Source organism: Cohnella sp. 56, assembly GCF_037963805.1.
Classification (GTDB): Bacteria; Bacillota; Bacilli; order Paenibacillales; family Paenibacillaceae; genus Cohnella.
In genome coordinates this window covers 126,893-151,945 of the sequence record NZ_JAZDQE010000001.1, presented here as the reverse complement: position 1 = coordinate 151,945, position 25,053 = coordinate 126,893, and the positions used below count along the sequence as shown (strand labels likewise).

General features: G+C 58.3%; 21 protein-coding genes. 7 read left to right on the top strand and 14 right to left on the bottom strand.

All coding sequences use genetic code 11. The features are described from left to right. Positions 1–26 precede the first annotated feature (26 nt). Positions 27–1,307 (top strand): 6-phospho-beta-glucosidase, encoded by a 1,281-nt coding sequence (locus VQ071_RS00695; RefSeq protein WP_340511909.1) that lies wholly within the window; start codon positions 27–29, stop codon positions 1,305–1,307. A 44-nt stretch (positions 1,308–1,351) separates the two neighbouring features. Next, the gene (locus VQ071_RS00690; protein WP_340511908.1) at positions 1,352–2,446 is read left to right on the top strand and encodes an N-acetylglucosamine kinase; all 1,095 of its coding nucleotides are present in this window, start codon (positions 1,352–1,354) and stop codon (positions 2,444–2,446) included. 154 nt (positions 2,447–2,600) lie between these two features. On the opposite strand, the gene VQ071_RS00685 is transcribed toward VQ071_RS00690, so the two are convergent. Continuing rightward, a complete protein-coding gene (locus VQ071_RS00685; RefSeq protein WP_340511907.1) occupies positions 2,601–3,068 on the bottom strand; it encodes a MarR family winged helix-turn-helix transcriptional regulator in 468 nt (155 codons plus the stop codon). 160 nt (positions 3,069–3,228) lie between these two features. On the opposite strand from VQ071_RS00685, the gene VQ071_RS00680 reads away from it, so the two are divergent. Continuing rightward, complete coding sequence (locus tag VQ071_RS00680) at positions 3,229–3,783, top strand: NADPH-dependent FMN reductase (RefSeq protein WP_340511906.1); 555 nt, start codon at positions 3,229–3,231, stop codon at positions 3,781–3,783. Between the two features lie 110 nt (positions 3,784–3,893). Here VQ071_RS00680 and VQ071_RS00675 read toward each other — a convergent pair whose 3' ends face one another. Beyond that, complete coding sequence (locus VQ071_RS00675) at positions 3,894–4,277, bottom strand: c-type cytochrome (RefSeq protein WP_340511905.1); 384 nt, start codon at positions 4,275–4,277, stop codon at positions 3,894–3,896. A 156-nt stretch (positions 4,278–4,433) separates the two neighbouring features. Between VQ071_RS00675 and tatC the strand changes: the two genes are divergently transcribed. Further along, positions 4,434–5,192, top strand: a complete 759-nt coding sequence (tatC, locus tag VQ071_RS00670; protein ID WP_340511904.1) for a twin-arginine translocase subunit TatC — start codon at positions 4,434–4,436, stop codon at positions 5,190–5,192. Between the two features lie 110 nt (positions 5,193–5,302). Beyond that, entirely contained in the window at positions 5,303–5,503 is a 201-nt protein-coding gene (locus VQ071_RS00665; RefSeq protein ID WP_340511903.1) for a twin-arginine translocase TatA/TatE family subunit, read from the top strand. A gap of 451 nt (positions 5,504–5,954) precedes the next feature. On the opposite strand, the gene VQ071_RS00660 is transcribed toward VQ071_RS00665, so the two are convergent. Continuing rightward, positions 5,955–7,010 (bottom strand): YjgB family protein, encoded by a 1,056-nt coding sequence (locus tag VQ071_RS00660; protein ID WP_340511902.1) that lies wholly within the window; start codon positions 7,008–7,010, stop codon positions 5,955–5,957. Positions 7,011–7,214: 204 nt separating this feature from the next. Between VQ071_RS00660 and VQ071_RS00655 the strand changes: the two genes are divergently transcribed. Next, entirely contained in the window at positions 7,215–7,427 is a 213-nt protein-coding gene (locus VQ071_RS00655) for a hypothetical protein (RefSeq protein WP_340511901.1), read from the top strand. A gap of 60 nt (positions 7,428–7,487) precedes the next feature. Here the strand turns inward: VQ071_RS00655 and VQ071_RS00650 are convergent, their stop codons facing one another. Next, entirely contained in the window at positions 7,488–9,203 is a 1,716-nt protein-coding gene (locus VQ071_RS00650; protein ID WP_340511900.1) for a GMC family oxidoreductase, read from the bottom strand. A 20-nt stretch (positions 9,204–9,223) separates the two neighbouring features. Continuing rightward, positions 9,224–10,006: a gluconate 2-dehydrogenase subunit 3 family protein gene (locus VQ071_RS00645; RefSeq protein WP_340512367.1), complete on the bottom strand. Its 783-nt coding sequence runs from the start codon at positions 10,004–10,006 to the stop codon at positions 9,224–9,226. Between the two features lie 127 nt (positions 10,007–10,133). Between VQ071_RS00645 and VQ071_RS00640 the strand changes: the two genes are divergently transcribed. After that, positions 10,134–10,880, top strand: a complete 747-nt coding sequence (locus VQ071_RS00640) for a hypothetical protein (RefSeq protein WP_340511899.1) — start codon at positions 10,134–10,136, stop codon at positions 10,878–10,880. A 60-nt stretch (positions 10,881–10,940) separates the two neighbouring features. Here the strand turns inward: VQ071_RS00640 and VQ071_RS00635 are convergent, their stop codons facing one another. The 9 genes from VQ071_RS00635 to VQ071_RS00595 all read right to left on the bottom strand — a co-directional run bounded on the left by VQ071_RS00635 (position 10,941) and on the right by VQ071_RS00595 (position 24,822). Beyond that, entirely contained in the window at positions 10,941–13,994 is a 3,054-nt protein-coding gene (locus VQ071_RS00635; RefSeq protein ID WP_340511898.1) for a glycoside hydrolase domain-containing protein, read from the bottom strand. Positions 13,995–14,100: 106 nt separating this feature from the next. Beyond that, a complete protein-coding gene (locus VQ071_RS00630) occupies positions 14,101–16,008 on the bottom strand; it encodes a hypothetical protein (protein ID WP_340511897.1) in 1,908 nt (635 codons plus the stop codon). Between the two features lie 30 nt (positions 16,009–16,038). After that, a complete protein-coding gene (locus VQ071_RS00625) occupies positions 16,039–16,884 on the bottom strand; it encodes a carbohydrate ABC transporter permease (RefSeq protein ID WP_340511896.1) in 846 nt (281 codons plus the stop codon). Positions 16,885–16,899: 15 nt separating this feature from the next. Continuing rightward, positions 16,900–17,793 carry a carbohydrate ABC transporter permease gene (locus tag VQ071_RS00620; RefSeq protein ID WP_340511895.1) on the bottom strand — a complete coding sequence of 298 codons (894 nt, stop codon included), beginning with the start codon at positions 17,791–17,793 and terminating at the stop codon, positions 16,900–16,902. A 79-nt stretch (positions 17,794–17,872) separates the two neighbouring features. Next, positions 17,873–19,282 (bottom strand): carbohydrate ABC transporter substrate-binding protein, encoded by a 1,410-nt coding sequence (locus tag VQ071_RS00615; RefSeq protein ID WP_340511894.1) that lies wholly within the window; start codon positions 19,280–19,282, stop codon positions 17,873–17,875. A gap of 247 nt (positions 19,283–19,529) precedes the next feature. Beyond that, positions 19,530–20,456, bottom strand: a complete 927-nt coding sequence (locus VQ071_RS00610) for an ROK family protein (protein ID WP_340511893.1) — start codon at positions 20,454–20,456, stop codon at positions 19,530–19,532. Between the two features lie 37 nt (positions 20,457–20,493). Beyond that, entirely contained in the window at positions 20,494–21,363 is an 870-nt protein-coding gene (locus VQ071_RS00605; protein ID WP_340511892.1) for a MurR/RpiR family transcriptional regulator, read from the bottom strand. 77 nt (positions 21,364–21,440) lie between these two features. Then, positions 21,441–22,157, bottom strand: a complete 717-nt coding sequence (locus VQ071_RS00600; protein WP_340511891.1) for an N-acetylmannosamine-6-phosphate 2-epimerase — start codon at positions 22,155–22,157, stop codon at positions 21,441–21,443. A gap of 166 nt (positions 22,158–22,323) precedes the next feature. Then, positions 22,324–24,822, bottom strand: a complete 2,499-nt coding sequence (locus VQ071_RS00595; RefSeq protein ID WP_340511890.1) for a glycoside hydrolase family 95 protein — start codon at positions 24,820–24,822, stop codon at positions 22,324–22,326. Positions 24,823–25,053: the final 231 nt, after the last annotated feature.

Below are 25,053 nucleotides of genomic sequence, written 5' to 3'. Positions count from 1 at the left end.
AGCACAGGGCCCGCAGGAGGAACATCATGAGCAAGCTGAAAATTGCGATCATCGGCTCCGGGAGCACGTATACGCCCGAGCTGATCGAGGGAATCATCAAGCGCAAGCGCGTCCTGCCAATCAGCGAGCTCGTGCTGATGGACATCGACGAGAACAAACTGAATGTCGTCGGCAGCCTGTGCCGCCGCATGATCGAAGCCGAGCAGTTGCCGTGCACCGTCACGCTCACGCAGGACCTGGACGAGGCGCTGCGGGATGCCGACTTCGTGCTCGCGCAGATTCGCGTCGGCAAGCTGTCCGCGCGCGTGCTCGACGAGAAGATCCCGCTCAAGTACGGCCTGATCGGCCAGGAGACTTGCGGGATCGGCGGCTTTTTCAAGGCGATGCGCACGATTCCGGTCATGCTGCACATTGCGGAGCGCATGGAGGCGCTCTGTCCGGACGCTTGGCTGATCAACTTCTCCAATCCGGCGGGCATCATCACCGAAGCGCTGCTGAAGCATACCCGCATCAAGATGCTCGGCCTGTGCAACGTGCCGTACAATATGTACAAGAGCATCCGCGAGACGCTCGCGCTGCCGGACGCCAAGATGACGTACGTCGGCCTCAACCACCTCAGCTGGATCACCGCGATCGAGCACGACGGCAAGGACTATCTGAAAACGGCGCTCGAGCTCGGGCTCAACAGCGAGGCGATGAAAAACATTCCGTCGAGCGGATTCAGCCGCGAGCTGGTCGGCATGGTCGGCGCGATTCCCTCCTCCTATCTCGAGTATTACTACTTCAAAGACAAAAAGCTCAAGCTGCTGGAAGAGAGCGAGCTGACGCGCGGCGAGAAATGCATCGGGATCGAAGCCGATCTGCTGCGGATTTATGAGGACGCCGAGCTGCATGTGAAGCCGGAGCTGCTGTCCTCGCGCGGCGGCGCCAACTATTCGGAGGTGGCGATCAGCCTCGTGGACGCGATCTGGAACGACAAGCGCGAGGTGCATGTCGTGAACCTGCTGAATCGGGGCGCCTTGTCGTTCATGGAGGACGACGACGCGGTCGAGATGTCCGCGGTCATCGGCAAGGACGGCGCAGTGCCGGTCGCGGTGCCGGGCTTCGACAATCGCCATATCATCGACTATATGCGGATGGTGAAGGCGTACGAGCGCGAGACGGTCGCGGCGGCGGTGACCGGCAGCGTGGACGCGGCGATGCGTGCGCTGCTGATGAACCCGCTCGTCGGCGACTACAATACGGCGCTCGCCTGCTTCGGCGAGCTGAAGGAAGCGCACAAGGCGTATTTGCCGCAGTTTGCTTGAAGGCAGGCAGCTTATTCAACGGATGAGGAACGGATGTGATCTCGATGGAAAGGAAAACCGGCGGTCGGGCGGTCGTAGGCGGCATAGGCGAAAGACGGGCGGCGGGACGGAACAGCGAAGGCAGAGCGGCGAACGAGCCTGGCTATGTCGTCGGCGTCGACGGCGGCAACAGCAAGACCGATTATTTCTTGTTCGACCGCGCAGGCGAATTCGTCAATCATATCCGTGCAGGCACATGCAGCCATGAGCGGTTCACCGACGGCTATGCGGGGGCCTATCGCGAGATGGATGCGCGCATTCGCGAGCTGCTGGACGGCGCGGGCGTACGGATGGATCAGGTCGATGCGGCCGCCTTCGGGCTGGCCGGCTGCGACCTGCCGTCCCAGCGCGAGCAGCTCGACCTCATCGTGGCGCGCATCGGCTTGTCCCGCTTTGCCGTAGACAACGATTCGTTCCTCGGCATCAAGGCGGGCACCTCGCGGGGCATCGGCATCTGCTCGGTCAACGGCTCCGGCGCCGTCACCGGCGGCATCTCGCCGAGCGGGATGCGGCTGCAGGTGGGCGGCATCGGCAGCGAGCTGGCCGGGGACGAGGGCGGCGGCTATTATCTGGGCCGCAAGGTCGTGCGTGCGGTCTACGACGGTCTCTACCGGCTGGGCCCGCGGACCGCGATGACCGAGCCTGTCATGGCGCTGCTCGGCGTACCGTCCCGCGAGCGCTTCATGGAGTACGCGGCCGAAGGCGCGTACAAGCGCACGCTCCCCAACACGGAGCTGATGCGCGTGTTGTTCGCCGCGGCGGACGCGTGCGACGAAGCGGCCGTCGCGCTGCTGGAGCACTCGGCCCGGCAGATGGCGCTCTCCACGGCCGGCTGCATCGCCAATCTCGACTTCGCCGCGGAAGACGAGATCGAGATCGTGCTGTCCGGCTCCGTCTGGATCAAGGCGGAAAGCCCGCTGATGATGCGGCGGTACATGCGCGACGTCAGCGAGCTGGTCCGGCAGCGCTGCCGGTTCGTGCCGCTCGCGGTGCCCCCGGCAACGGGCGCCGTACTGTGGGCGCTGGAGCTGGCGCACGGAGCGCCCGTCGATGCGGACATGCGAAGCAAAGTGCTGCAAGGCGTGTTGGCGCGGCTCTGAGGCGGCCAAAGAAAAACGGCCTCCCCTTGAGAGACCGGTAGAAGGAATGCATGGAAAACGATAGTCCCGCGAATGTGCGGCTCACCAAGCGCACTGATCGGCCCCTTCACTCTCTTTGCAGAGAGGAAAGGGGCCGATTGTCGTCTTGGCGGGCTCAACAAGTGAAGTCCATTTCTTTGCCGTTGAAAAAGATGGAGAGCAGCTCTTTCAGATCCGCTCGCTGCTGGGGCGTGAAGTCTCCGAGCAGCGACTCCGAAATTTGCGCCTGATACGCTATGATGCTGTGAACCTGACAGCTCGCTTCCTCGGTAAGCTGGAGCAGTGTCGCGCGGCGGTCGTTCGGATCGGCGATTCTTCGGAGGAGCCCATCGCGCTCCAGCGCGTCCACCTGCTCCGTGACGGTTCTGGGCCGCACGCCCAGCTTGACCGCCAATTCGCTCATGCGGATCGTATCGGCGCTCCACACCGTGAGCAAGAGGCGGGTCCTGGACCCGGACAGTTGAAAGGGTTGCTCGGACGCCGCGAGTAGAACTTCGTATTCCTGTTGTATATAATGGGCGGCTCGCAGCAGCAACTGGACGATTTCCGTTGCCTGCGGCCCGCTCGAATCCTGACCGGCCATGAGGATGCGACGCTCCTTGACAAATAAAAGTGGGCGAGGTAATCTAATAACGAATTAGTGAGGGCCCTCACTTTAACACACCACAATATTTCAATATACTTGTAGTTAGTTTACACGTTTCTCGTACGGTTGCCAATTACACAAGATGGAGGCATCGGCAATGACAACAAACAATATCCGCATCGGTATTATATTGGGCAGCACGCGCGAGGGGCGCGTCAGCCCTCAAGTGGGCGCTTGGGTGAAGGAGATCGCGGACCGGCGGCAAGACGCGGAATACGAAATTGTGGATATCGCCGAATATGACTTGCCGTTTTTCGGTACGACCGCCATGCAGGAGCCCGGTATCGCCGCCTGGAATCAAAAGCTCGCTTCCCTGGACGGATTTATTTTTATCGTTCAGGAATATAATCACAGCATTACGGGTGCGCTGAAAAACGCACTGGATCTGGCGCGCGACGCCTGGAACCACAAGGCTGCGGGAATCGTCAGCTACGGGTCGGCCGGCGGTGCCCGCGCAGCGGAGCATCTGCGCGGCATTCTCGGCGAGCTGCTGATCGCCGACGTGCGTTCGCACCCTGCCCTCTCCGTATTTACGGACTTCGCGGACCGGCAAACGTTCAAGCCCGCGGAACTGCATGTCCCGGTTGTGACCGAGATGCTGAATCAGCTCATTACCTGGAGCGCGGCCTTGAAGCCGGTCAGAGCCAAGTAATTTAACAAGCTTCTCAGTTGCCAGCCATATAACAAAAAGCCCGCGACGCGAATTCCTGTCAGGAATCGCGATTGCGGGCTTTTTGTTGCGCTTTTTCGTCGCTAGTCCGTTCAGCCCTTCTTGGCGCTGAGCCAGTTCACGAGCGTGTTGATCTGGTCGTCGGTCAGCTTGTCCTTGAAGGCCGGCATACCGCCGCCGCCGTTGTGGATGCGCGAGGAGATTTCGTCCGCCGACAGTCGCGCGCCGACATCGGTAAGATTCGGACCGACGCCTCCGCTCAGGTCGGCGGCGTGGCAGGCGATGCACTGCGCTTTATAGATCGTCTCGGCGTCCTCGCCGGAGGCCGTTGTCGTGCCGCCAGGCGAAGCCGGCGCCTCGCTCGACGGAGGCGTCGTGGAGGTGTTGTTGTTTTTGCTGCTTTTACCGCAGCCCGCCGTCATCGTTATTGCCGCCAGCAGGGCGACAGCCGCGGCCGTTGCCGTCCATTTATTCATGCTTCGGTCACCTCGTCGTATGCTTTTTGCTTAGCGTTCTCCATATAACGCAGGACCATGCGCCCGGCGATGACAATTGTGCGGCGGGAATAGCCGGGCGCAGATTGGACACGATAAGGGCAGCATGCAATTTATGCCAAACGGCGGGTGATATCGATGAAAATGAACGGGATGAGCGCAAATCAGGAGTGGATCGGTCATCTGTCCGAGCTGCGCAAGCGGCTGATCGTGACCGGCATTTGGTTCGTCGCCTCGATGGGCGCGGGACTGTATCTCTCTCCTTCGATCCTGCTGCTGTTAAAAAGTAGAGCCGCGGCCGGCGCGCCGATCGATTGGCATGTGTTCTCGTTTACGGACGGCCTGTTCGTCTACCTGCGCTGTGCCTTCCTGCTGGCCGCGCTGCTGACGCTGCCGCTGGCGATGTATCACGCCTGGGCGTTCGTGCGGCCCGGACTGACCGCGCGGGAGGCGCGGGGTACGTTCGGCTATGTGCCGGCTTCGTTTTTGCTGTTTGTCGGCGGCCTCTCGTTCGGCTACTTTCTCGTGTTCCCGATGATGCTGAAGTTCATGCAGTCGATGAACGCCAGCGTGGGAGCCGTGGAGCTGTACGGGATCGAGCGCTACTTCGCCTTCCTGTTCGGCGTGCTGCTCCCGCTCGGGATCGCCTTTGAAATGCCGCTGATTATGCTGTTCCTGACGCGGCTCGGGCTGCTCGATCCGACGCGCATCCGGCAGGTCCGCAAGTACGCCTATGTCGGGCTCGCGATCGTCGGCTCGTGCATCTCGCCGCCCGATCTGTTTTCGCATCTGTCGGTTACCGTGCCTCTGCTGCTGTTGTTCGAATGCAGCGCCCTGGTCGCGTGCCGGCAATTCCGGCGCAGCGCCTCGCCCGCGGCAGGCCCGGCCCCCGGTTAACGCCGTTCATGATCAACCGAGTGTACGGTTAACGGAATAAACGGGCAATGGCAATGGGACAGAGCGGCAAATCCTACGACTCCCCCCATCCCAAAGGAGGTGATTCAACGATGTTCCACAATATCGGCATCTCCGGGCTACTGATCATCTTCGCCATCGCGCTGATCGTGTTCGGCCCGGCCAAGCTGCCCCAGCTCGGCAAAGCCTTCGGCGAGACGCTGCGCGAGTTCCGCAGCTCGACCCGCGGCATCATCGAGGACGACAAGCACGAGCCTGCGGCCGAGCTGCTGAAGGAACGGCATCCGTCCTGAGCCGCCGCCCGCAGCCACGGCAGCCGCAAGTGCCCGCTCCTATGCGCGAAGCGAAGCTCGGACGCGCCGCGCGCGCCATCGACCGCCACCCCTGCCGCACGCGCACGCGTACTTTCGTACAAAGAGGCGCTCATCGCCGGCAATATCAATGAAATCCGAAACGGCACAGGCCAAAACCTGCGCCTTTTCTTTGTCCTTGGCCGATCGGTCGCAACCGTCCGCCGACGGTTGACCCGGCCCGAAGCATTTGATTAAAGACATTTCAGTGTCCGGTCTCAATCCGATTTTTGCAGGTTGTCGTTTCTCCAGAAGTATATCCGAGCGTTGCCGTTCCTCTCATTATTAATAATCCGGACCGGCTAAAGTATCGGCATCGATCAGATTTCTACGCCATTCCAACGAAGTCGCAAAAAAAACCTCACCGGAATACCGGTGAGGGAGATGGGTACACTTACGCTTTGGAAACCAGATTGATGTGATCGAGATCCGTGCTGCTGTTGAAAATAAACTCGAGCTGATAGGCTCCGCGGATATAAACGATCTTTTTCTGATTGACGCTGCCGTTTTTGAAAACAGTGGAGGAATGCGGCGCTCCCCATTGCTGTACGAGCATCTTCACCGTAATGCCGCCGATATTGGCCTGACGCTCCACATTTGTCCCGAAGTAGCGCATTTCCCGGATTTTGTTTTGCTTATACGAGATCGCATACCCGGGGTTGCCCATCTCCGCATGATAGACATCGAATGCACCCGATGCTTTGGCAGGCGTTTCAGGCTCGCCGATCGCTTTGATAACATCCTCGCGCGTGCTTTTTCCTAACGTCAAGCCCTCAAGACGGGGAAATTGCCCTTGAAGCGCCGGCTTGTAAAAGCTGTTCAGCGTCTGCAGAGCCTGCTTGTAGTAATCTGACGATGCAGCCGCGTCATTTTTCACCAGATTGATGTGGTCGAGATCCGTGCTGTTGTTAAAAATAAACTCGAGCCGATAGGCTCCGCGGATATAAACGATCTTTTTCTGATTGACGCTGCCGTTTTTGAAAACAGTGGAGGAATGCGGCGCTCCCCATTGCTGTACGAGCATCTTCACCGTAATGCCGCCGATATTGGCCTGACGCTCCACATTTGTCCCGAAGTAACGCATTTCCTGGATTTTGTTTTGCTTATACGAGATCGCATACCCGGGGTTGCCCATCTCCGCATGATAGACATCGAATGCACCCGATGCTCTGGCAGGCGTTTCAGGCTCGCCGATCGCTTTGATAACATCCTCGCGCGTGCTTTCTCCTAATGTCAATCCCTCAAGACGGGGAAATTGCCCTTGAAGCGCCGGCTTGTAGAAGCTGTTCAGCGTCTGCAGGGCCTGCTTGTAGTACGCTGACGCGGCGGAAGAGCTAACGGACGCGGCCGCGGCCGGATTAGACGAGAATGGTCCTGCTATACCAGCTGCTCCGAGCGTTAGCGCTCCTGCAGCCACGATCGCAACGGTTGCTTTTTGAATCCTTTTCATAAGCTTCATCTCCTTGCGTAGTTTGCTGTGCTCTTATAATTGGACGTTCGGTCCGTAATTAAGGTTTCAACTCCTTCCGGGTTCAAACGGATAAAGGGCCCCCGTCGCCGCCGACGCTGAAGTCCAGGCGCAGCGCTCCGTACTCAAGCGTGCCCGACACCGGCCGATGCTTCATGCCGACAGATTGCCCGCAGCTCGCCGTCCGTGCTGCTGCTGATCTTGTTTTCCTTTGCCGTCTATTACACGCTGGCGCGCATCCTGACCCACCCGCTCAAAAAATTAAAGCAGCTCGACGCCGCCAAAATCGACGACGGCGTGGCGCCGATCGAACACAAATACAAGATGGACGAGATCGCCGTGCGTCTCAAGGACTCGCTGGAGGAGGTGCGCGGCGCCGGTGTTCCCGAGACGCCATAGAAAAGGCGACCCCCGCTGTCCCGGGCGTCGCCTGTCGATTGTATCCTGCTCGCTGTCCGCCTACACCAGCATGCCGCCCTTTTGCCGATACTTGAGGATGCCCTCCGCCGTCCGGTAGGCGAGCGCGCCGACGGTGCCGGTCGGGTTGTAGCCCGAGTTGTGAGGGAAGGCGCTGGCCCCGATGACGAACACGTTTTCCGCGTCCCACATCTGCCCGTACGAATTGATCGCCGACGTATCCGGCGAGGCGCCCATGACGACGCCGCCCGTATTGTGCGTGGACTGGTAGGTCGTGATCTCGTACGGCCCCAGCTCCTTGAGCTGGTCGATATGGCTCGCGCCCATCTCCTTCATAATCTCGGCGCACCGTCCCGACAGGTACAGCGCGAGCTGGCGATCCTGCTCCTCAAAGTCGAACGTCAGCCGCATAAGCGGGTCTCCGTAAGCGTCCTTGTATGTAGGATCGAGGTCGAGAAAGTGATGCTTGAACGGCATCGATGAGCCTTGCCCGCCGATGGACAGGACGCGATTGGCGTACTTGACGGAGTTGGCCTTGAACTCGGAGCCCCAGGTCGCCGTCCCGCCGGGCACGGGATTGTTGGCGATCGGCCGCAGGCCGGTCTGGCTGAGGCTGATCGAGCCGCCGTGAATAAACTTCAGGTCCGCGTGGTCGAAGTTGTCCCCGTTGTAATCGTCGAGCGTCACCCCGAGCGAGCCCGCGCCCGCGAAGGTGTTGAACTGCTTGTCCTCGAAAAAGCCGGCGGCATTGCCCTTGAGCACCTGGTAGGCATAGTTGCGGCCGATGACCCCGGTACCGCTCGCGGGGTCGTAGGGCTTGCCGATACCGGACATGAGCAGCAGCTTAACGTTGTTAAACACAAAGCTGGTCACGACGACGACATCGGCGGGCTGGATCAGCTCCTCGCCCGTCGTCACGTCCGTGTACATGACGCCGGTCGCCTTGCCGCCCTTGTGCAAAATGCGGCGCACATGCGAGTGGGTGCGAATCTCGAATTTGCCGGTCTTCAGCGCCACGGGCAGCACCGTCACGACAGGATCGGCCTTCGCCCCGTACTCGCAGCCGAAGCGCTCGCAGTAGGCGCAATACTGACAAGCCGCGCGGGAGATGCCGTCCGGATTCGTATACGTCTCCGACAGATTGGCCGACGGCATCATATACGGATGCAGCTTGAGCTTGGATGCGGCTTCCCCGAACAGGCTGAGCGCCGGCGACTTTTTCATCGGAGGCGTCGGATAGTCCGCGGACCGCTTGCCTCCGAGCGGATTGGGCTCCCCGGAGATGCCGGTCAGCTTCTCAAACTTGTCGTAGTAAGGCTCCAGTTCGTCGTAGGTGATGCCCCAGTCCTGAATCGTCATGCCGTCCGGAATTTTATTTTTGCCGTAGCGCTCGACCGTCTTGGAATGAATCTGGAAGTCGTAGGGGAGAAAGCGGTACGTCTGCCCGTTCCAGTGTACGCCCGCTCCGCCCAGCCCCTCGCCCAGCAGAAAGGAGCCGTACGCCCGCATCGGCAGCGCGCGGATTTTCTCGTTGCTGCGAAAGGTCACCGTATCCTTGGACAAATCTTGCATCAGCTCATACCGAAAAGCGTAGCGCAGCTCATCGTGCACCATAAAGTAATCTTCCGTCTTGCGCTCTTTGCCCCGCTCCAGTCCGACGACGTTCAGCCCGCCCTTCGCCAGCTCTGCGGCGATGATGCCGCCCGCCCAGCCGACGCCTACGACGACGACATCCGTTTTCGGCAATGTTTTTGCCATAATGCTTCCGTCCTCTCCGCCTAGTGGGCGCTCAGATGATCCTGCAGACTGCTCGGCGCGATGACCGCAAATTCCTTGTCGATGACATCCGTATAGCTCATCTGGTTGCCCGGATAGCTTTTCATCCGCCAGCCGTTCATGTCCGCATTGCCGCCATACAGCGGGTCGCTGTACGCGCCCTCGAGCGTGCTGCTGCGCAGCGCCTTGAAAAATCCGCTGGCCGAGATCGTCGTCAGCTTGACCTCGTCCGCCTCGAACGCCTTCAGCACCTCGTCCTGCTGCGCGGCCTCCAGCTCCGCGAACCCTTTGGAAAACTTCGTCCGACTGTAGTTGTCCATCTCGCGCAGGCCGATCTCGAACATCTCCCGCCGCTTCAGACGGCCCTGATAGCCCTGCACCTTCTCGCCGGCATAAAAGGGCGGCGACATATACTCGCGCGAGTTGAAGCCCCACTCCCCGGCCAGTTGGTGGTCGATAAAAAACGGCACCCCCAGCGCCAGCGCGCCGGGACCGGTGTCGTCTTCGGGAAAGATGCGCTCCGTCGCCGCCGATACGATGCCAAGCTGCTCCTGAGTGAAAAACATCGGCGCCCGGCTGTAGCTTTTCGCCGCCGTCTCGCCCGGCGCGGGCGAAGCCTCCGGCGCGGTCTCCTTTTTGCCGTTTCCGGAGCGGATCAGGCTCCCGATCGCCCCGCCCACGATGACGCCGCCGACCGCATAGCCGGCCTGCACGAGAAATTTTCGCCGCGACGGCTGTTCGACCTGCTGTCCCCGCGCTTCGTCCTTATGATCGTTGTCGGCCATCTCCGCCACCTCATTTCTAAAGTTGCCGCTTTCTTCCGCCTTAGTTTTTTCCAAAATTAAGTCCTTATGCATTCCGTTCGAACGGTCATGCTAAGCGCAACAATATCCGTATAAGGTGGGGATTAAAATGGTCCATGCATTCGCGAATAAACGCCGCCTGCTCGCGCTGACCTGCGCGGCCGGCGTACTCACGCTGTCCGCCTGCCAAAGCCACAGCATGCGCGAGCAATCGGTCAGGCACGCGGTCGACGCGCAGCGCGGCACCGATCATCTGCTGAAGCAGCGGTCGGTGCAGCCCCCCAGCGTCGCCGGCCAGCCGGACGCCGCCGTCATCCCGGGCCTCGACCGGGCCAAGACGCAGACGACCAACCAGTACGGGGCGTCCGGCTACGGCATGGGCACCGGCACGCTGAGCCGGATCGGCAGCTCGGGCCTGCGCGGCGACGATCCGGCGAGCCGGCTGGAGGCCGAGCTGGATTCGGCCGGCATGGCTGACGTCCATGTGCTCGTCGCGGACGGCACGGTGTTCCTCGCCGCGGACGGGCAGCAGGCGGGCTCCGATCCGCTGCAGCGCAAGCTGCTGAGCGGCACGGGCGGCCTGTCCGGCAAGGGCGCGGAGCCCGGGCCGCACGGCGGCATCGGCATCCGGTCGGTGCAGCCGGATGCGCAGGCGCAGGACACGCTGGCCGCGGCCGAGGCGTGGCTGAAGCGCCAGGGCGCCGGCGAGCGCATCGTCGCGGCGGCGGGCCCGGAGGCCGTCGACATCGTCGAGCGGCTGCGCTCGTCCAGTCCGGCCAGCGGCAGCGCCGGCCGGGCCGCCGACCTCGCGCGGCTGACGCATCTGGCGCAGGGAGAAGGAAAGAACAGCAAATAGACAGCAAAAAGATGTCCCGGCTTATCGTCGACAAGCTGCGGGACATCTTTTTTTCGTCAGTTAATAGCCGTAGATTTCGATCTCGTCAAGGAACAGCCAATCCGCGAAGCTGCCGTATGTCTTCGTCGCGGTAATCTTGACGTAGCGCGAAGAGGAATCCGCGAAAATCGCGTTGAACCACCCCGCCGACGGCGCTCCAAGGTCGCCCTTCAGCGTAAAGTTGACGTTGTCCGTGCTTGTGTACACCTTGACGTTATCCGGCTTGTACACGTGAGGAGCGGCATCGTAAGCTTTTACGCGCACGAGGCTTAGCGTTTTGTTCGCCCCCAAGTCGAATTTCACGTCCACCGAAATCGTCTGTCCGCTTGATATCGAATAGCCGTACGACTTGCCGTCGGTATACGGACCCGCCAAGATCCCGTCGGTAGACTCGACATTGCCCGTGTCGGGGAAGTTCGCATGCGGAGCCGCCGATTTCGTATAGGCTCTGCCCGCAGCCAAGTTGCTCGTCGGCATGCCTGACGGTCCGTATGCTTCGATCTCGTCGATGAACAGCCAGTCCGCGGTAGGGGCGTACGCTTTCGTTACGGTTGCCTTTACGTATCTGGCGGGCGCTGCATTAAACACTGCCACGTATTGGTCCCCGCTCGCGTTCGTCTTGTTCAACGTCCCTACGTTTGTAAAGCTGACGCCGTCCGTGCTAATGGAAAAGCTAACAGAATCGGCGGCGTAGTTAAACTGATAGTTCTCGTACCTTTTCATCCGCAGATCGTTAACGAGCTGGACCGAGCCCAGATCGATCGTTACGTTCTGGGTTTGCGTGCCGCCGCTGGACTGCGTGCCCCACGTTCTTCCATCCTGGAAAATGCCGCCAGGCAAGCCGTCCGTCGACTCATAGCCGCTGTCGGGATACGTCCCGCTCGGCGCGGAGGAGGCCGTATACGGTTTGCCGGCCGCGAGGTTTTGTTTGGGCAGCGCGTACCCGCCGATCTCCAGACTGTTCAACGTGTAGGAGGAGCCGCTGCTCGCGGTGGCGCTGATGCGCACGTATCTCGCTTTCGCGTTGATGCCGAGGAAATCGTCGCCGCCGTCGCCGCCGGTCACGGCCTTCGCGTCCGCCCACACCGTTCCGTTGTAGGAGGTTTGCACCTTGTAGCTTGTCGCGTAATTCGCGCCCCACTTCAGCCTCACCGCATCCACTTGATGCTGCGAGCCCAAGTCCACCGCGAGCCATTGCGAACCGGCGGCCGACGATTGCCAGAAGGTTGACGAATTGCCGTCCACTGCCTGGGACGCTTCGTGGCCGCTCGTCTGCGTGGAAGCCGTCGCCGTTTTGCCGGATGCCAGGTCCGGGCCGAAGCTCTGGCCGGACGCGAACCGCAGCAATATTTCGCGCATGCGGCTCATATAAGCCGTATCGCGGGAATAATTGGAGTAGTTCGTTACCAGGCTGCGCACGATTCCGTCAGCCAACGCCGGATTCGTGTTCTGAACGATCTTGAGAAGCTCATAGTCCTCGATTCCGTCCCGCAAGCCTTCATAACGAAGGGAAGCCGCGAGCTTCAGGTTGGCCGGGTCCGGGTAGACGATATACCCGTCGCCCTTCATCGCCTGATCGTCCATTAAGTAATGCCAGCCGTTGTAGCCCCAATGCAGGTATCCGGTCGCTCCGTCCTTGAAGGCGTCCCAGATCATAAGACGGTTGTTCCAGATTTGCTTGTCCAGCGCCCGGTTCATGTACAAACCTTGAGGAGCGCCACTCGTGTAAATCCACAGCTCGTCTCCCGCGGCCTTTCTTCCTTGATAGTAGGCGGCGTTCGCATCGTAGATATCAATCATCGGGATCAAAATATTTGAATACCCCTGCACATCCTCGGCGGCATCCTGGAGAAAAACGGCATCCCCCAGCTTGACCGTCGGCCAGAGCGCGCGAACCCGGTCTGAGTTGTATTTGAACTGGTTCGCTCTGTTCCCGAGACTGACCTCGTCTCCGATATGCATATACCACATCGAGGTCCAGCCCTTGGCGTCCAGATGCGCTTTCAGCGCGGGCACGAATTGGTCGATCCAATTATTCGCCTTGGCGGTGCCTGTCGGCGCGAAGGTTCGAATATTGTTGTTGTTTGAGTCGCGATCGATAATCTGGACGCCGTAGCCGTCCAAGTAATCATTGGCCTGGGCGATAAACAAGCCCTCCAGCCGCTTCACCGCGTCCCGGTCGAGGAAAAACTGAATGTATTCGTCGAATCTGCTCCAATTGAAGGTATAGACGCCGGTCGACGAGTTATAGGCAGAGCCGCCATGCACCAACAAATCCACCATATTGACGGACAATACGTTGTTGCGATAGTCATGCATGAACTGGGCGAAGCTGTCCATGACTGTCCAAAAGTCCGCGCTGTACGCGGAGAAGCCCGGACGAACCTGGGAATAGACATAAATGAGATCGTCGTAAGCCGGATCGGAGGTCAGCCATGAAATCGGAGCGCTGGTCGTCTGCCATAGAGCGGTATTAAACGTCCCGTCCTTGGCGTCCGGAATCGTTACATTATAGACGTCCACTGTGAGATTGACCACAATGTTGCCCGCCGTCGTGTTCACGGTTGCCGTTCCGGTGTACGAGCCCGCCGCCGCCGTCTTCGGCGCGTACGCCCGAATCCAGATCGGCTGCGAGATACCGGGCTGGACAGCGATCGTCGCGGCGTTCGTCAGCCGGTCAGGATACCACCCGGCACCTTCCCGGACGTAGTTATTGAACCCCGGGGAATTGAAGTTCAGCCGAATCGTCTCTACGAATTGGTATTTCAGATTGCTGGAAGCGATTGTGTTGGAGCCGCTGGTCAAATTGCTGAAGGTGACGCCCGTTATTGTGAAAGCCGATGAATTTTCGTTTTTGACGACGATTTGGGCGGCTTCGAATTCGTTCCTCGCGGTGGCGAGCTTAATCGATGTACTGGCGTTCGGTGGCTTCGTCTCGTCCAGGAACACGTTATCGTAAGAGGTCGCCGTCCAAGCGTTGATCGCGGCGGACGCTCTCGAGCCTCCGATGGCCAACGTCCCCAACACGAGCAGAACCGCAAATACAAGGTACACAGTGCTCTTCCAAATCTTCATCGATATTGCCTCCTTTTTCTGAATAGGCAATGCCCTTTCGGAAGTGCGTACTTCTGAGAGCCTCTGATTTTCGTTGGCGCTTCACCTCCCTCTCGTTCCCCATGCCTTAATAGAACCTCGCCAATTCCTCGCTCTGCAGCCCCACGACCAGCCCGGAGGCAATTTCGGCGACGGTCCAGCCCGACTCGATCGCCCAAGGTCCCCAGCCCGCATCCGCCACCAGACCGTTTACCTCCATAAGCTCGACGTCCAAGGCTCTCGTCCAGGTCCCGTCGATCATCTTGTCTCCGCTGCGGATTTGTACCGCGATGAAAAACCGGGCTATCTCCTCCCACAGCTCTCGAAAATAAGGGTCCTTCGTCACCAAAAAGGCTTGGGCGAAGCCCATGGGAAGCCAATTCAGCGAATACAGCATATCGACGACAGGGTCGCCGTTATTCGCAAGCAGCGAGCTTTCCGCGCCTTCCTTGATCTCTGCGGCATAGCCGGTATCCCACTCCAAATAGCCGCCCGAAGCGTGCTTAAACTTCGTCAGGTCCCCGGATACCCGATACAGCCAATCCTTGTGCCGCTGTTCTCCGGTAACCCAATACAGCCAGGACAACGGCAAGATCAGCCTGCACATTTCCTGCGTCTCGCTGTGCTCCCGGATCGTATGGGGATACGCCGCCATCATCGTTTCCATTCCTCTGACGCCCGCTTCCTTGAACTCCTCCAAGCCGGTTACCTTATAGGCCAGCAGCAACGCGCCAAGATAATAAGCGTTATAATGCGCGCTTGGATAACGAGCGGGCGTCGAGCCAAGCTCCCTCATCCTCTGCTCCGTCAAATTGCCATTATCCGTCCGCCAGACGCGCGTGCCGTCCGTCCCCGTGCTCCGCACGAGAAACCGCAGCGCCTCGACGCATTCCTCCGCGTAATCCACGCTGCCGGAATACAGGTTTTTCAGAAGCTGGGGAATCAGTACCCTGGCCGCATCGTCCTGATAGCATACGCCCCATCCGGTCTGCGTCCATCTGAGCATGCCCTTCAAGTGCCCCTCCTCCTTGCATTGAAAGGCATCGAAGCACAGAGACAGCAGATTGTCCGAAATCTCCAGATTTCTGACCTCGCCGCTTCTTAAATAGTTCATATAAAAGACCAATGCCGTCTCGGCGGTGCAATCGTTCCTCACGCCGGCCAGAACGCGCTGGCTTCCATCCGGGTAAATTTCCGTTGCCAGCCCTTCCATCACGCCGTTCTTCCCATCATCGACAAGCATATTCGCGTTCGTAAACCAGGAGATCGCGCGCTCGACGCAGGCATGGACCTGGGCATCGCAAGGCAGCGCGCTGTCAAACTGGTTCAGGCGGTAGACGGGGGGGAGCGAGCCGACATCGAGTTCTTGGCCGCAGCTCCAGCCGAGAATGAATTGCGCGATCGATTGCCACCTGCCGGCGGGCGAGAAACGGGCTTTGACGAAGTTCGAAATGCGGAAATTGCAAATCAACAGATTGGAGGGAAGGTCGAACCACAGAGCCATATTGGAAAAGTCGTCCAGCTGCTCGCTGTCGAGGTCGGCGTTGCTATGCGCCCTCGTTCTGACGTACCGGAGAATCGCCTTTTTTGGCAGCCCCGAGAAATCGTACGGCTTGAGCCTTGTATTGCATTGATCGTCCAGCAAATCTCCGCGCGCCAGCGAGCCGAAGTCCCCCTCCTCCGCGCAGAATGCCAGCTTTTCGAACCGCGTCGATTCCGGGGAATCGCAGTAGATATCCCCGATGCTTTGGCAGTACTCGCTGAACACCCGTTTTCCCGAACGGATGAACGCCTCGAGCTTGACCCTTTCTCTCGGACCGAACACGATCGGTTGCTCCCGATATCCACCGAGAATGAGCAAGGAGTCGAAGGAATCCAGCTCATGCCTGTCGACCTCCTCCGGCTTGATCGTTTGAAACGGAACGGACGCTTTTTCGATGATCGACAAGAAATCGCTCTCGCCGCCCGTAATGACTGCGATTCGTTTTTGCTCCATGACGTATTTGTCCCCTCGCTTGCTTTTTGCTTACATCTTGAGGCCGCCCGTAGCGATTCCAGACGTAATGCGCTTTTGAACGAAAATATAAAACAGCAGCGTGGGAAGCAGAACCATCGTCAGGCCCGCGAACAGCGCTCCCCAGTCGGTTTGATATTTTTGAATGGCAAACAGATTGTTGAGTCCGATCGGAACCGTCATGAGCGACTCGTCCGAAAGGAAGGTATAGGCGTACAGAAATTCGTTCCACAGGCCGAGAAAGACAAACACGGCGACAGTCACAATGGCGGGCATCGAGAGAGGAAGAATGATTTTGAACAAAATGCTGTACCGCGAAGCACCGTCGATGAACGCCGCCTCCTCGTATTCCTTGGAAATCTGGCCTACGAAGCCACTAAGCACAAATACGGAGAACGAGATATTGACGGCGACATAGACGATGACGATCCCCAACCGGGAGTTGATCAGATTCAGGTCGTTCATCATCAGAAACAACGGCACCAAGCCGACGATGCCCGGGAGGAAAAAAGTAGAAATGTATAAGCCCCTCAGCATTTTTGTATAGACGTTGACAAAACGGGTGATGGCGTATGCGGACGTCAGGCTGATGAGCAAGATAATGAGCAGCGCGCTGACAGATACGAGAATCGAGTTGAAAAAATAGCTGCCCAGCTTCGCTTGCACCCATGCATGAGAATAGTTTTCCCAATAAAGCTGCTTCGGCAAGAGAACCGGATTCTCCATAAATTCCCGCGAGGTCTTAAACGAGCTATAGACCAGCCATAGGAAGGGAAAGACGACCGTAGCCGAAAAAACGATCAAAATCAGCCTGACGACGGCGGTCGACAGCCTCCGCAGGGACGTGTTTTCTGTCATGGCGTTCACCTCCCGTCAGAACTCGACGGCTTCCTTTCTGGTCAGCCTGTTCGCGATAAAAGCCAGTGTGACGCCGATCAGGAAAACGACGATGCCGATCGCGGTGGCGTAACCCATGTTGAAGTTTTTAAAGGCTTGATAGTACAAGTAATTAACCAATGTCTCGGAAGCCCAGTCCGGCCCCCCGTTTGTCATAATTTGCACGTAGACAAAGCTGCCGTAGAATACGCCCGAGAGGAGCAGCACAATGGCGACGCGCACAACGCCCCACAGCAAGGGCAGCGTCACCGAGAAAAACTGCCGGATTTGGCCGGCTCCGTCAATCGCGGAGGCTTCATAATACTGTGCGGGAATGCTTTCGATGCCGGCAATGAACAGGATGAGGTAAAAGCCGAGGCCGGCCCAAATGATCGTGACTGCGACGGAATACAAAGCCGTTTCCGGGAGCCCCAGCCAGACGATTCCCGCCAGTCGGTCCCACCCGAGCCATTCGAACAGCGATTTCAAAATGCCCATCGTCGGGTGGTAGATGAAGGACCACAGAATCGAAGTAACGACGACGGACAGTACATTCGGAAAGAAGATGACGGTCCGGTACAAGAATCTTTCCTTCAATTTAAATCGGGTCAGCAGCACCGCCAGAAACAAAGCCAATACGACGGTAATCGCCGGGACGATCAGCATCACGACAAAGCTGTTCTGGAATGAACGCCAGAAAATATCGTCTCGCAGCATCGTCCGAAAATTGTCCAGCCCGATAAACACCTCCGTTCCCTTCGACATACCGCTCCAGCGATAAAAAGCCATAATGAAGGCGCGGAGGATCGGATACAGGAAAAAAACGAGGAAAACCAGCAACGCGGGAACGGTACACACGGCCAGAAATAAAAATCGTCCCTTTTCTTTCACTTTCTCACCTCATGTAAGTTCAGCCTTGGCGATATTGAAGGCCTCCCGGACAAAGCGTAAGCCGGAAGGCCTCGGAGATTTACTTCGCTGCCGCTGCGATTTCTTTTCTTACTGTCGCCATCGATTTCTCGATGGACGCCGACCATTCGTCTACCGTCAGCTTTTTGTTCATGACCGAAGTGAACGGGTTAAAGATGGCCTCGGAAACGTTTACCGACAGCGGAGGCGTGACCTTCCATGCCGTCATGACCGGCTTCGTGCCTTGGTCGAAGACGCTGAGCGCCTCGTACAGCGCCGGGGAAACATGCGGCTTCGCCAGTTCGACGACGCCCTTGACCGCAGCCAGCTCTCCCGTCTTCTCAATGTTGAGGAGGATATTGTCTTCGTTGAACTGATATCTCAGGAATTCCTTAGCGAGCTCGGGATTTTTGCCGTTCTTGGGAATGAGGTAGTAGCCGTTGCTCGCCACCGCGTAGGACTGCTCTCCGGGGAAGGTCGGCGGAGCCATGAAGCCGAACGAGAAGCCCTCGGCGGGAATGGCATCCTTCATCTCGTTCTCGAACCAGGTTCCGTTCGGAATGAACAGCGCCTTGCCGTTCAGGAACTCCGTTTGAGCTTGCGTATGGTTAAGCGCGACTGTGCCCTTCATCAAATAATCCTTCTGGGCGATTTGATAGAAGACATTCAATACTTCTTTCACCTTCGGATCGGTCCAAGCGCCTTCCTCGTAGTTGAAAATTTTCTTCAGCGCCTCGGGTCCCGCATGGCTGGCGATCATCGGCAGCAGAATCGACTCGTTATAGCTCGGGTAAGCGCCCTGGTAGGTATAGAGCGCCGCGCCTACGCTTTTCGCCTTATCGTTCATCGCGTAAAAATCGTCCCAGGTTGTCGGCTTCGCCCACCCCTTGGAGTCAAACAGCGTCTTGTTGAACCACAGCCCCTGCACATTGAATCCGGTCGGCGCGTACAGGATTTTTCCGTCGCCAAGCGGCATGCTCGCCTCCAGGAACCCGTCCAGCACTTTATTTTTGAGCGGCCCCGATTTGTCCAACGCTTCTCCGTCGAATACGTCGTTGAGCTCCAGCAGTTGACCGTCAACCGCGAACGTCTCGACGAACGGCGTCGCGATGAAGTCCGGCGCGTTGCCCGAAAGGAATTGCGTTTTGATGTAATCCCGGAAGACATCGCCTTTCTTCGTATCGAGGTTCACCTTCACTCCCGGATAGTCGGCTTCGAACTTCTTGACGACCTCCTGCCAATACGCCGTGCCGAAGCCGCCGTCGAACGCCGCGACATTCAAGGTCATATTCTCGAATTTGGGCTTGTCGGTGGAGCCGCTCGCGCTTTCCGTCGGCGCCGCGCTCGACGCCGGAGCCGAAGCGCTCGCGGAAGGACTCGATTCGGTACGATTCGAGTTTTTGGAGCAAGCAGATAAAACCAGACTGGCAAGAAAAACAAGCATTAATGCCGACCACATTGTTCTCTTCATTTCTTAACCCTCCCATTTTATGATTCTCTCAACCTGCCATACCCATCGTTACAAGCTTGCTGTGAAAGCCTGGCCGGTCATCTCCATAACAGGATGAAGGCAGAACCCATCCCTGAACCATGCAATGGAGAAAAATACCTCCATATTATGTTGGAGAAGCCCACCATGTATCCGTTTACTTTCACATTTCAATATTAATGGATTTTTTCTCTTTTTTCAATATTAAAAATGAAATATTCCTCTTTTTCTATTCACTCGCATCTAGCCCCAGCTTCGCCGCTCCGACCATGCCCGCCTTGCTTCCCAGCTCGGCAGGGAGAAGAAGCACCTCCCGCTTTACGAAAGCGCCGAGCGCGAACTTCTCCATATAATGCCGTATCGGTCCGAACAAAGCTGCGCCCTGGGCCGTGACGGCCCCCCCGACAATAAACGCGCTCGGATTAAAGATATGGATCAGGTTGGCGAGTCCGGCCGCCACATGCTGGGCGTAGCGATCGATCACCGATAGCGCTTGCGCATCGCCTTCTTGGGCCAGAACGAAAAGCTGCTCCGGGCTGACCTCTCCGCCGATACTCTCGCGCGCGAAGCGCCGCAGCGCCGTGACCGAAGCGTACTGCTCCCAGCAGCCGCGCAGCCCGCAGGTGCACGGATGTCCGCCGAATACGATCGTCTGATGCCCGAAGCCTCCCGCGTAGCCGTCTCTTCCCCGTTCATGCTTGCGATTCCGGATGATGGCCCCGCCGATGCCTGTGCCTAAAGTAACGCAAATCGCGTCCTCCAGGCCTCGGCCGACGCCCAGCCACATCTCCCCGACCGCCATCGCGTTCGCATCGTTGTCGATAGAGACCGGCAGCCGAAGCCGCCGCTCCAGAATTTCCTTCAGCCGCGTCCCGCTCCAGCCCGGCAAATTGCCGGTAGCCTCTGCGATTGCGCCATCCAGCGTGACATAACCTGCCGTGCCGACTCCGATGCCCGAGACGCTTGAGCCGGTACGGACAGCCAGCGCCACCAGCTCCTCCGCAAGGCTTGCGAGCTGCGCGAGCAGCGCGTCCCTACCTTCGAACGCGCGGGTCGGCCTGGACGTTTCATAAAGAATGCTCCCGTCGGCGCTCACGAAGCCCGCCTTTATGTTCGTGCCGCCGATATCAATTCCGATCGCAATTTTCGCATCCATGGTTCCCGTCTCCCCAAGCAGCCGACGATTGTTTTTATTAATAGAGCTTGTCGATAATCCCTTTAGAGGTGCGCTCGATGGCTCTGTACGCCTTCTCTTTGTTTTGCAGCGCGACGGCCGTCGTCATGATATCCAGCACGTGGATTTGCGTAATCTTCGATTTGAAGGCTCCGCCCTGAAGCGGAGATTCCTTTGAGCAGGACAGCAGAACCGCGTCCGCGTACTGTGTGACCGGAGATTTGGCATGGCTGGTAAGGCAAATAAAATAAGCGCCGTTGCTTTTGGCCAGACGCACCGCATCCACAATATCCTTGGTGCTGCCCGTCGTTGAAACGGCGAATACGACATCCTGCTTTTCCATCAGCATCGCCGACATCGCCATAACATGAGAATCCGTCACAAGCTCTGTGTTGAAGCCGAGCCTCATAAACCGATGCTTGGCGTCCGCCGCCGTATTCGCGGAAGAGCCGACGCCGAAAAAGTAAATTTTGTTCGCTTTTCCGATTGCGTCGATCGCCTTCTGAAGCTCCTTCATATCCAGCAGGTCAAACGTATTTTCTAAAAACATTTTGTTTTCCAGCGTTATTTTTTGGGCAATCGTCGTCAGATTGTCGCCTTCCTCGATTTCGCTGTGCACGTTTCTGCTCGTCGTGACAAGCTCCTGCGCCAGCGTAAGCTTGAATTCCTGAAACCCGCTGAACCCGAGCTTCCGGCACAGGCGCAGCACCGACGTGTCCCCGGTTCTCGCTTTTTCCGATAAATCGGTCAATGTCGAATAGACCACCGTGTCGGGCTCTTGCTTGATAATGTCGGCGATCTTCTGTTCCGTCTTGGTCAACGACTTATACATGCTGGACAATATTAACAACGTGCTGGAGCCGGCTTTGACGCCTTCTCTTTTAGACATCGTTCTACTCACCCTTGTAAGAAAATTTTCACCCATAGAACGATTATATTTGGAGAATGCCGCCGGCACAAGGCAGACTAAACCGGTTTGACGGCGCGTTCGGCGATCAGCTCCAATTGATCGGCGAACCTTCTCGTGATCGTCCGCGGCTTCGTAATCGCGGCGCCCACGACGATCGCGTACGCTCCCAGCTTCAGAAGGGAGGCCGCTTGTTCGAGCGTCCGGATCCTGCCCTCGGCGAAGACGGGAATATCGACCTTTTTCGAGAGCTCCGCCACCAATTCGAAGTCGGGATCGTCCGTCTGCTTGCTGTACGGCGTGTATCCGGATAGCGTCGTGGACACGATATCGAACCCGATTTCCGCGGCGTTCACACCTTCTTCCACAGTTGACACGTCCGCCATCAGCAGGCAAGGACATGATGCCTTCATCGCCGCAACGATTTCCTGCAGATCTTCGCCGCCTGGGCGGCGCCGCAAGGTCGCGTCCATCGCTACGATCGAAGCGCCCGCCTGCGCGACCTGTTTGGCATCGGACAGTGTCGGCGTAATGTAAATGTCGGAGTCCGAATACGTTCGCTTCCACAGGCCAATCACGGGAATCTGCACCGCTTTGCGAATCTCGGCAATATCCTCCGGAGAATTCGCCCGAATGCCGGCGGCCCCCCCGTTTTTTGCGGCAAGTGCCATCTTGGCCATGATTTCGCTGCCATACAGCTCCTCGTCGACTAACGCTTGGCAGGAAACGATCAATTTTCCTTGCAGTCTTTGCAGTTGAAACGCAGCATAGCTCATTTCCTCACTCTTTTCGGATGAATAATGGAATTAAATTTTATTTTAAATAAATAAGAAGGATATTGCCTCCAATTATAAAAGCAGCTTTGCCTTGTGTAAAGCTTAATTTCCTGCGTTGAGGCGCAGCAGGCTCTCGAATGGCGGGCTAAGCGCCCATCGAACCGGGCTATCGCTGCGGCTTAATCGTATACGAGAAGCCGCCAAGCGCGCGGAAAGACAGCACGCCCTCGTCCGACTGCACGCCGCTCAGCACCTCCCCGTCCTTCTCCACGCGGAACGGACCGGTCGCCCGGAATAGCTTCACCTGGCAATCGCGATCCAATCGGGTCCGAATCGTCGCCTCCGAGAATCGGCCGTCCCGCCACTTCAGGTCGAGCTCCAGCCCGCCGCGACCGCGAAAGCCGCTGATTTCCCCATCGCGCCAAGCCTCCGGAAGCGCTGGCAGCAGGCGAAGCAGTCCCCGCCGATCTTGAAACAGCAGCTCCGCAAGCGATGCGATGATGCCAAGGCTGGACTCAATCTGGAATAGCTTTCTTCCCCCGAACCAGCTCAGACTGTTGCCGCGCGGCCTCCAGTCGCAGAGCGACATCAGCAGATTATCCATCACATGATTTCTCACCGTATCGCAAAGCAGCTTGTACGCCTCCTCTCCGTCGTACATTCGGGCGAGCAGCTGCGCGTCCCAAATACCTGAGAATGCTACTGAACTGCCGCTGCCATGCCGCTGCCGTTCCGCCAATGCAGCCCTCGCGGCATGAAAATCGGCCGGCGTATCCTCGAGACTGATACGGTTGCCCGGACATAAACCAATCAAGTGCGAGCGATGACGATGGCCCGGGTCCGCCGCCTCGTGTTCCTCCAACCATTCCATCAGCATTCCATCCTTTTGGCGCGGAAGCGGCACCTTGTCCAGCATTTGTCGCCAGACTTCTCTTTTCTCCGCATTCGTCCCCAGGATGGAGGAGGCCTCCAGTGCGCAGGAAAGCATATCCCGAATCAGCTCCAGATCGATCGTCGACGGACTGGACAGCATGCTCCAGTTCGACCTTCCCTTGATCGCCATCTCGGGAGAGCCGCTCGGACAGGGCACGAGCCTCCCTTGATCGTCTTCTTGCAAGAAATCCTCGTAAAACAGAACGATCTGCTTGAGAAACGGATAGAGCGATTCCCTCAAAAATCGTTCGTCGCGCTCGTATTCCCAATGCTCCCACAGCAGCTGGGCGACCCAGGCGGCCGATCCAGTCCAGCTGTACGACATGTTATCGCTTACGCCCTGATGATTCGCATCGACCGACACGTTGAAGACAACGCCGCGGCAATCGTACAGATCGCGGGCCACCCGCTCTCCTTGGGGAACATGCCGAGTCGCCCAATCCATGAGCGGTGCGAACCATTCCCCAAGGTCGACGGCATGCAGCGGCCAATAGCTCATCTGCAGATTCATGTCGAGATGAAGATCGCAATCCCATGCGGGACGCCGATCCTGATTCCATATGCCCTGCAGGTTGATCGGGACCTTCGGGGGCTCGCCCGACGGCTGCGATCGACCGCTGGCAATCGCAGCGTAGCGTCCCAGGTTGAACAAAAGCTCAAACAATTGCGGCGGAACGCGATCGGATTCGCAGGCCTGGCGCAGCAGCGCATCGGAAGCAACGGGTTCGCCGAGCGGCGCAAGCTTCAGCTTCGCGCGCCCGTAATATTTCCCGTGATCTTCGATATGCGCCTGACGGATTTGCCCGTAATCCGGCGAGACCCGGTCCAGCCTGCTTAAGCATAATTGCAGCGGGTCCTCCTGCGTCCCGTCGTCCGTCGCGATCGCAACCAGCAGCAGCACCTCGTCGGCGGAATCGAAGCAGGTCGAAGCCCCGGCAGCTCCGAATGGATTGTCCGGATCGTTCTCGTCGCGAAACACGAACTCGATCCCCTTGACATTTCTGGCCGGCTCCTGCTCGCCGGGCGGTGCGTAGGTTCGCCGGCCACCGGTCAGGCGGCCGCCCCTTTGCGCGATGCGAACCGCCGCCGCAAACCGCTTGCCCTCCTCAAACTCGCCGCTCATTCGGACTTCGCCGAGCTGCGACTCGCCCGTCACGACACATTCCGGATCGGGCAAACGGGATAGCGATACTTCGCCGCTCAGACTTCCCGCCCGATCGGACGTTAGACGAATGACGATCACGCCCTCGCTCCAGCTGCAAAAATAACTCCGCCGAAACGTAATTCCGTTAATCCGATATGTCGTTTCGGCGATTCCGCGGGCCATGTCCAAATGCCTTCGGTAATCCTCGATTGCCCCCTCTCGATGCAGCATCCGCAAGCCTAAATCCCCGACGGGAACATAAGGATTGACGTAGAGCCCCTCTCCGGTCAAAGGCGTTTTCCGCAGCAGCAGCTCGCAGGCCTCGTCCCACCTTCCATCCTTGCATAGCCGGCGAACCTCCGGCAGCAACGAAGCGGCGCCGCGCTCCTGGTATTTCCAGTAATTCCGCCACAGCAGATCGTGATTCAGCCCGATCCGCTCTAGCTCCGGCGCGCCCGACACCATCGCCCCGAGTCTTCCGTTGCCGATCGGGTAGCCCTCCGCCCACTCCGATGCGGGCTTCTCCGACCATAGCACGTCGCCGCTCCGAAAATCCGGCTGTTCATCCTCCATCCAAACGTTCAACATGTTCTCCCTCCAATTCCGGCTCAAAACAGAAATCAGCGCTTGACTGCACCCTGCCCGCCGCACAGCGATGTGCTGTCGGCCCGTCTTCTGTACGGAAATTCATACAAATTGCTCCATCAGCGTGTTTGCGAGCACCTCTTTGTATAAATAACCGTACAGATCATCCCCCCTTCCCCAAAAATAATTTTAAATATAACAGGCCGTTCCTGTATGTCAATAAAAATCGGACGC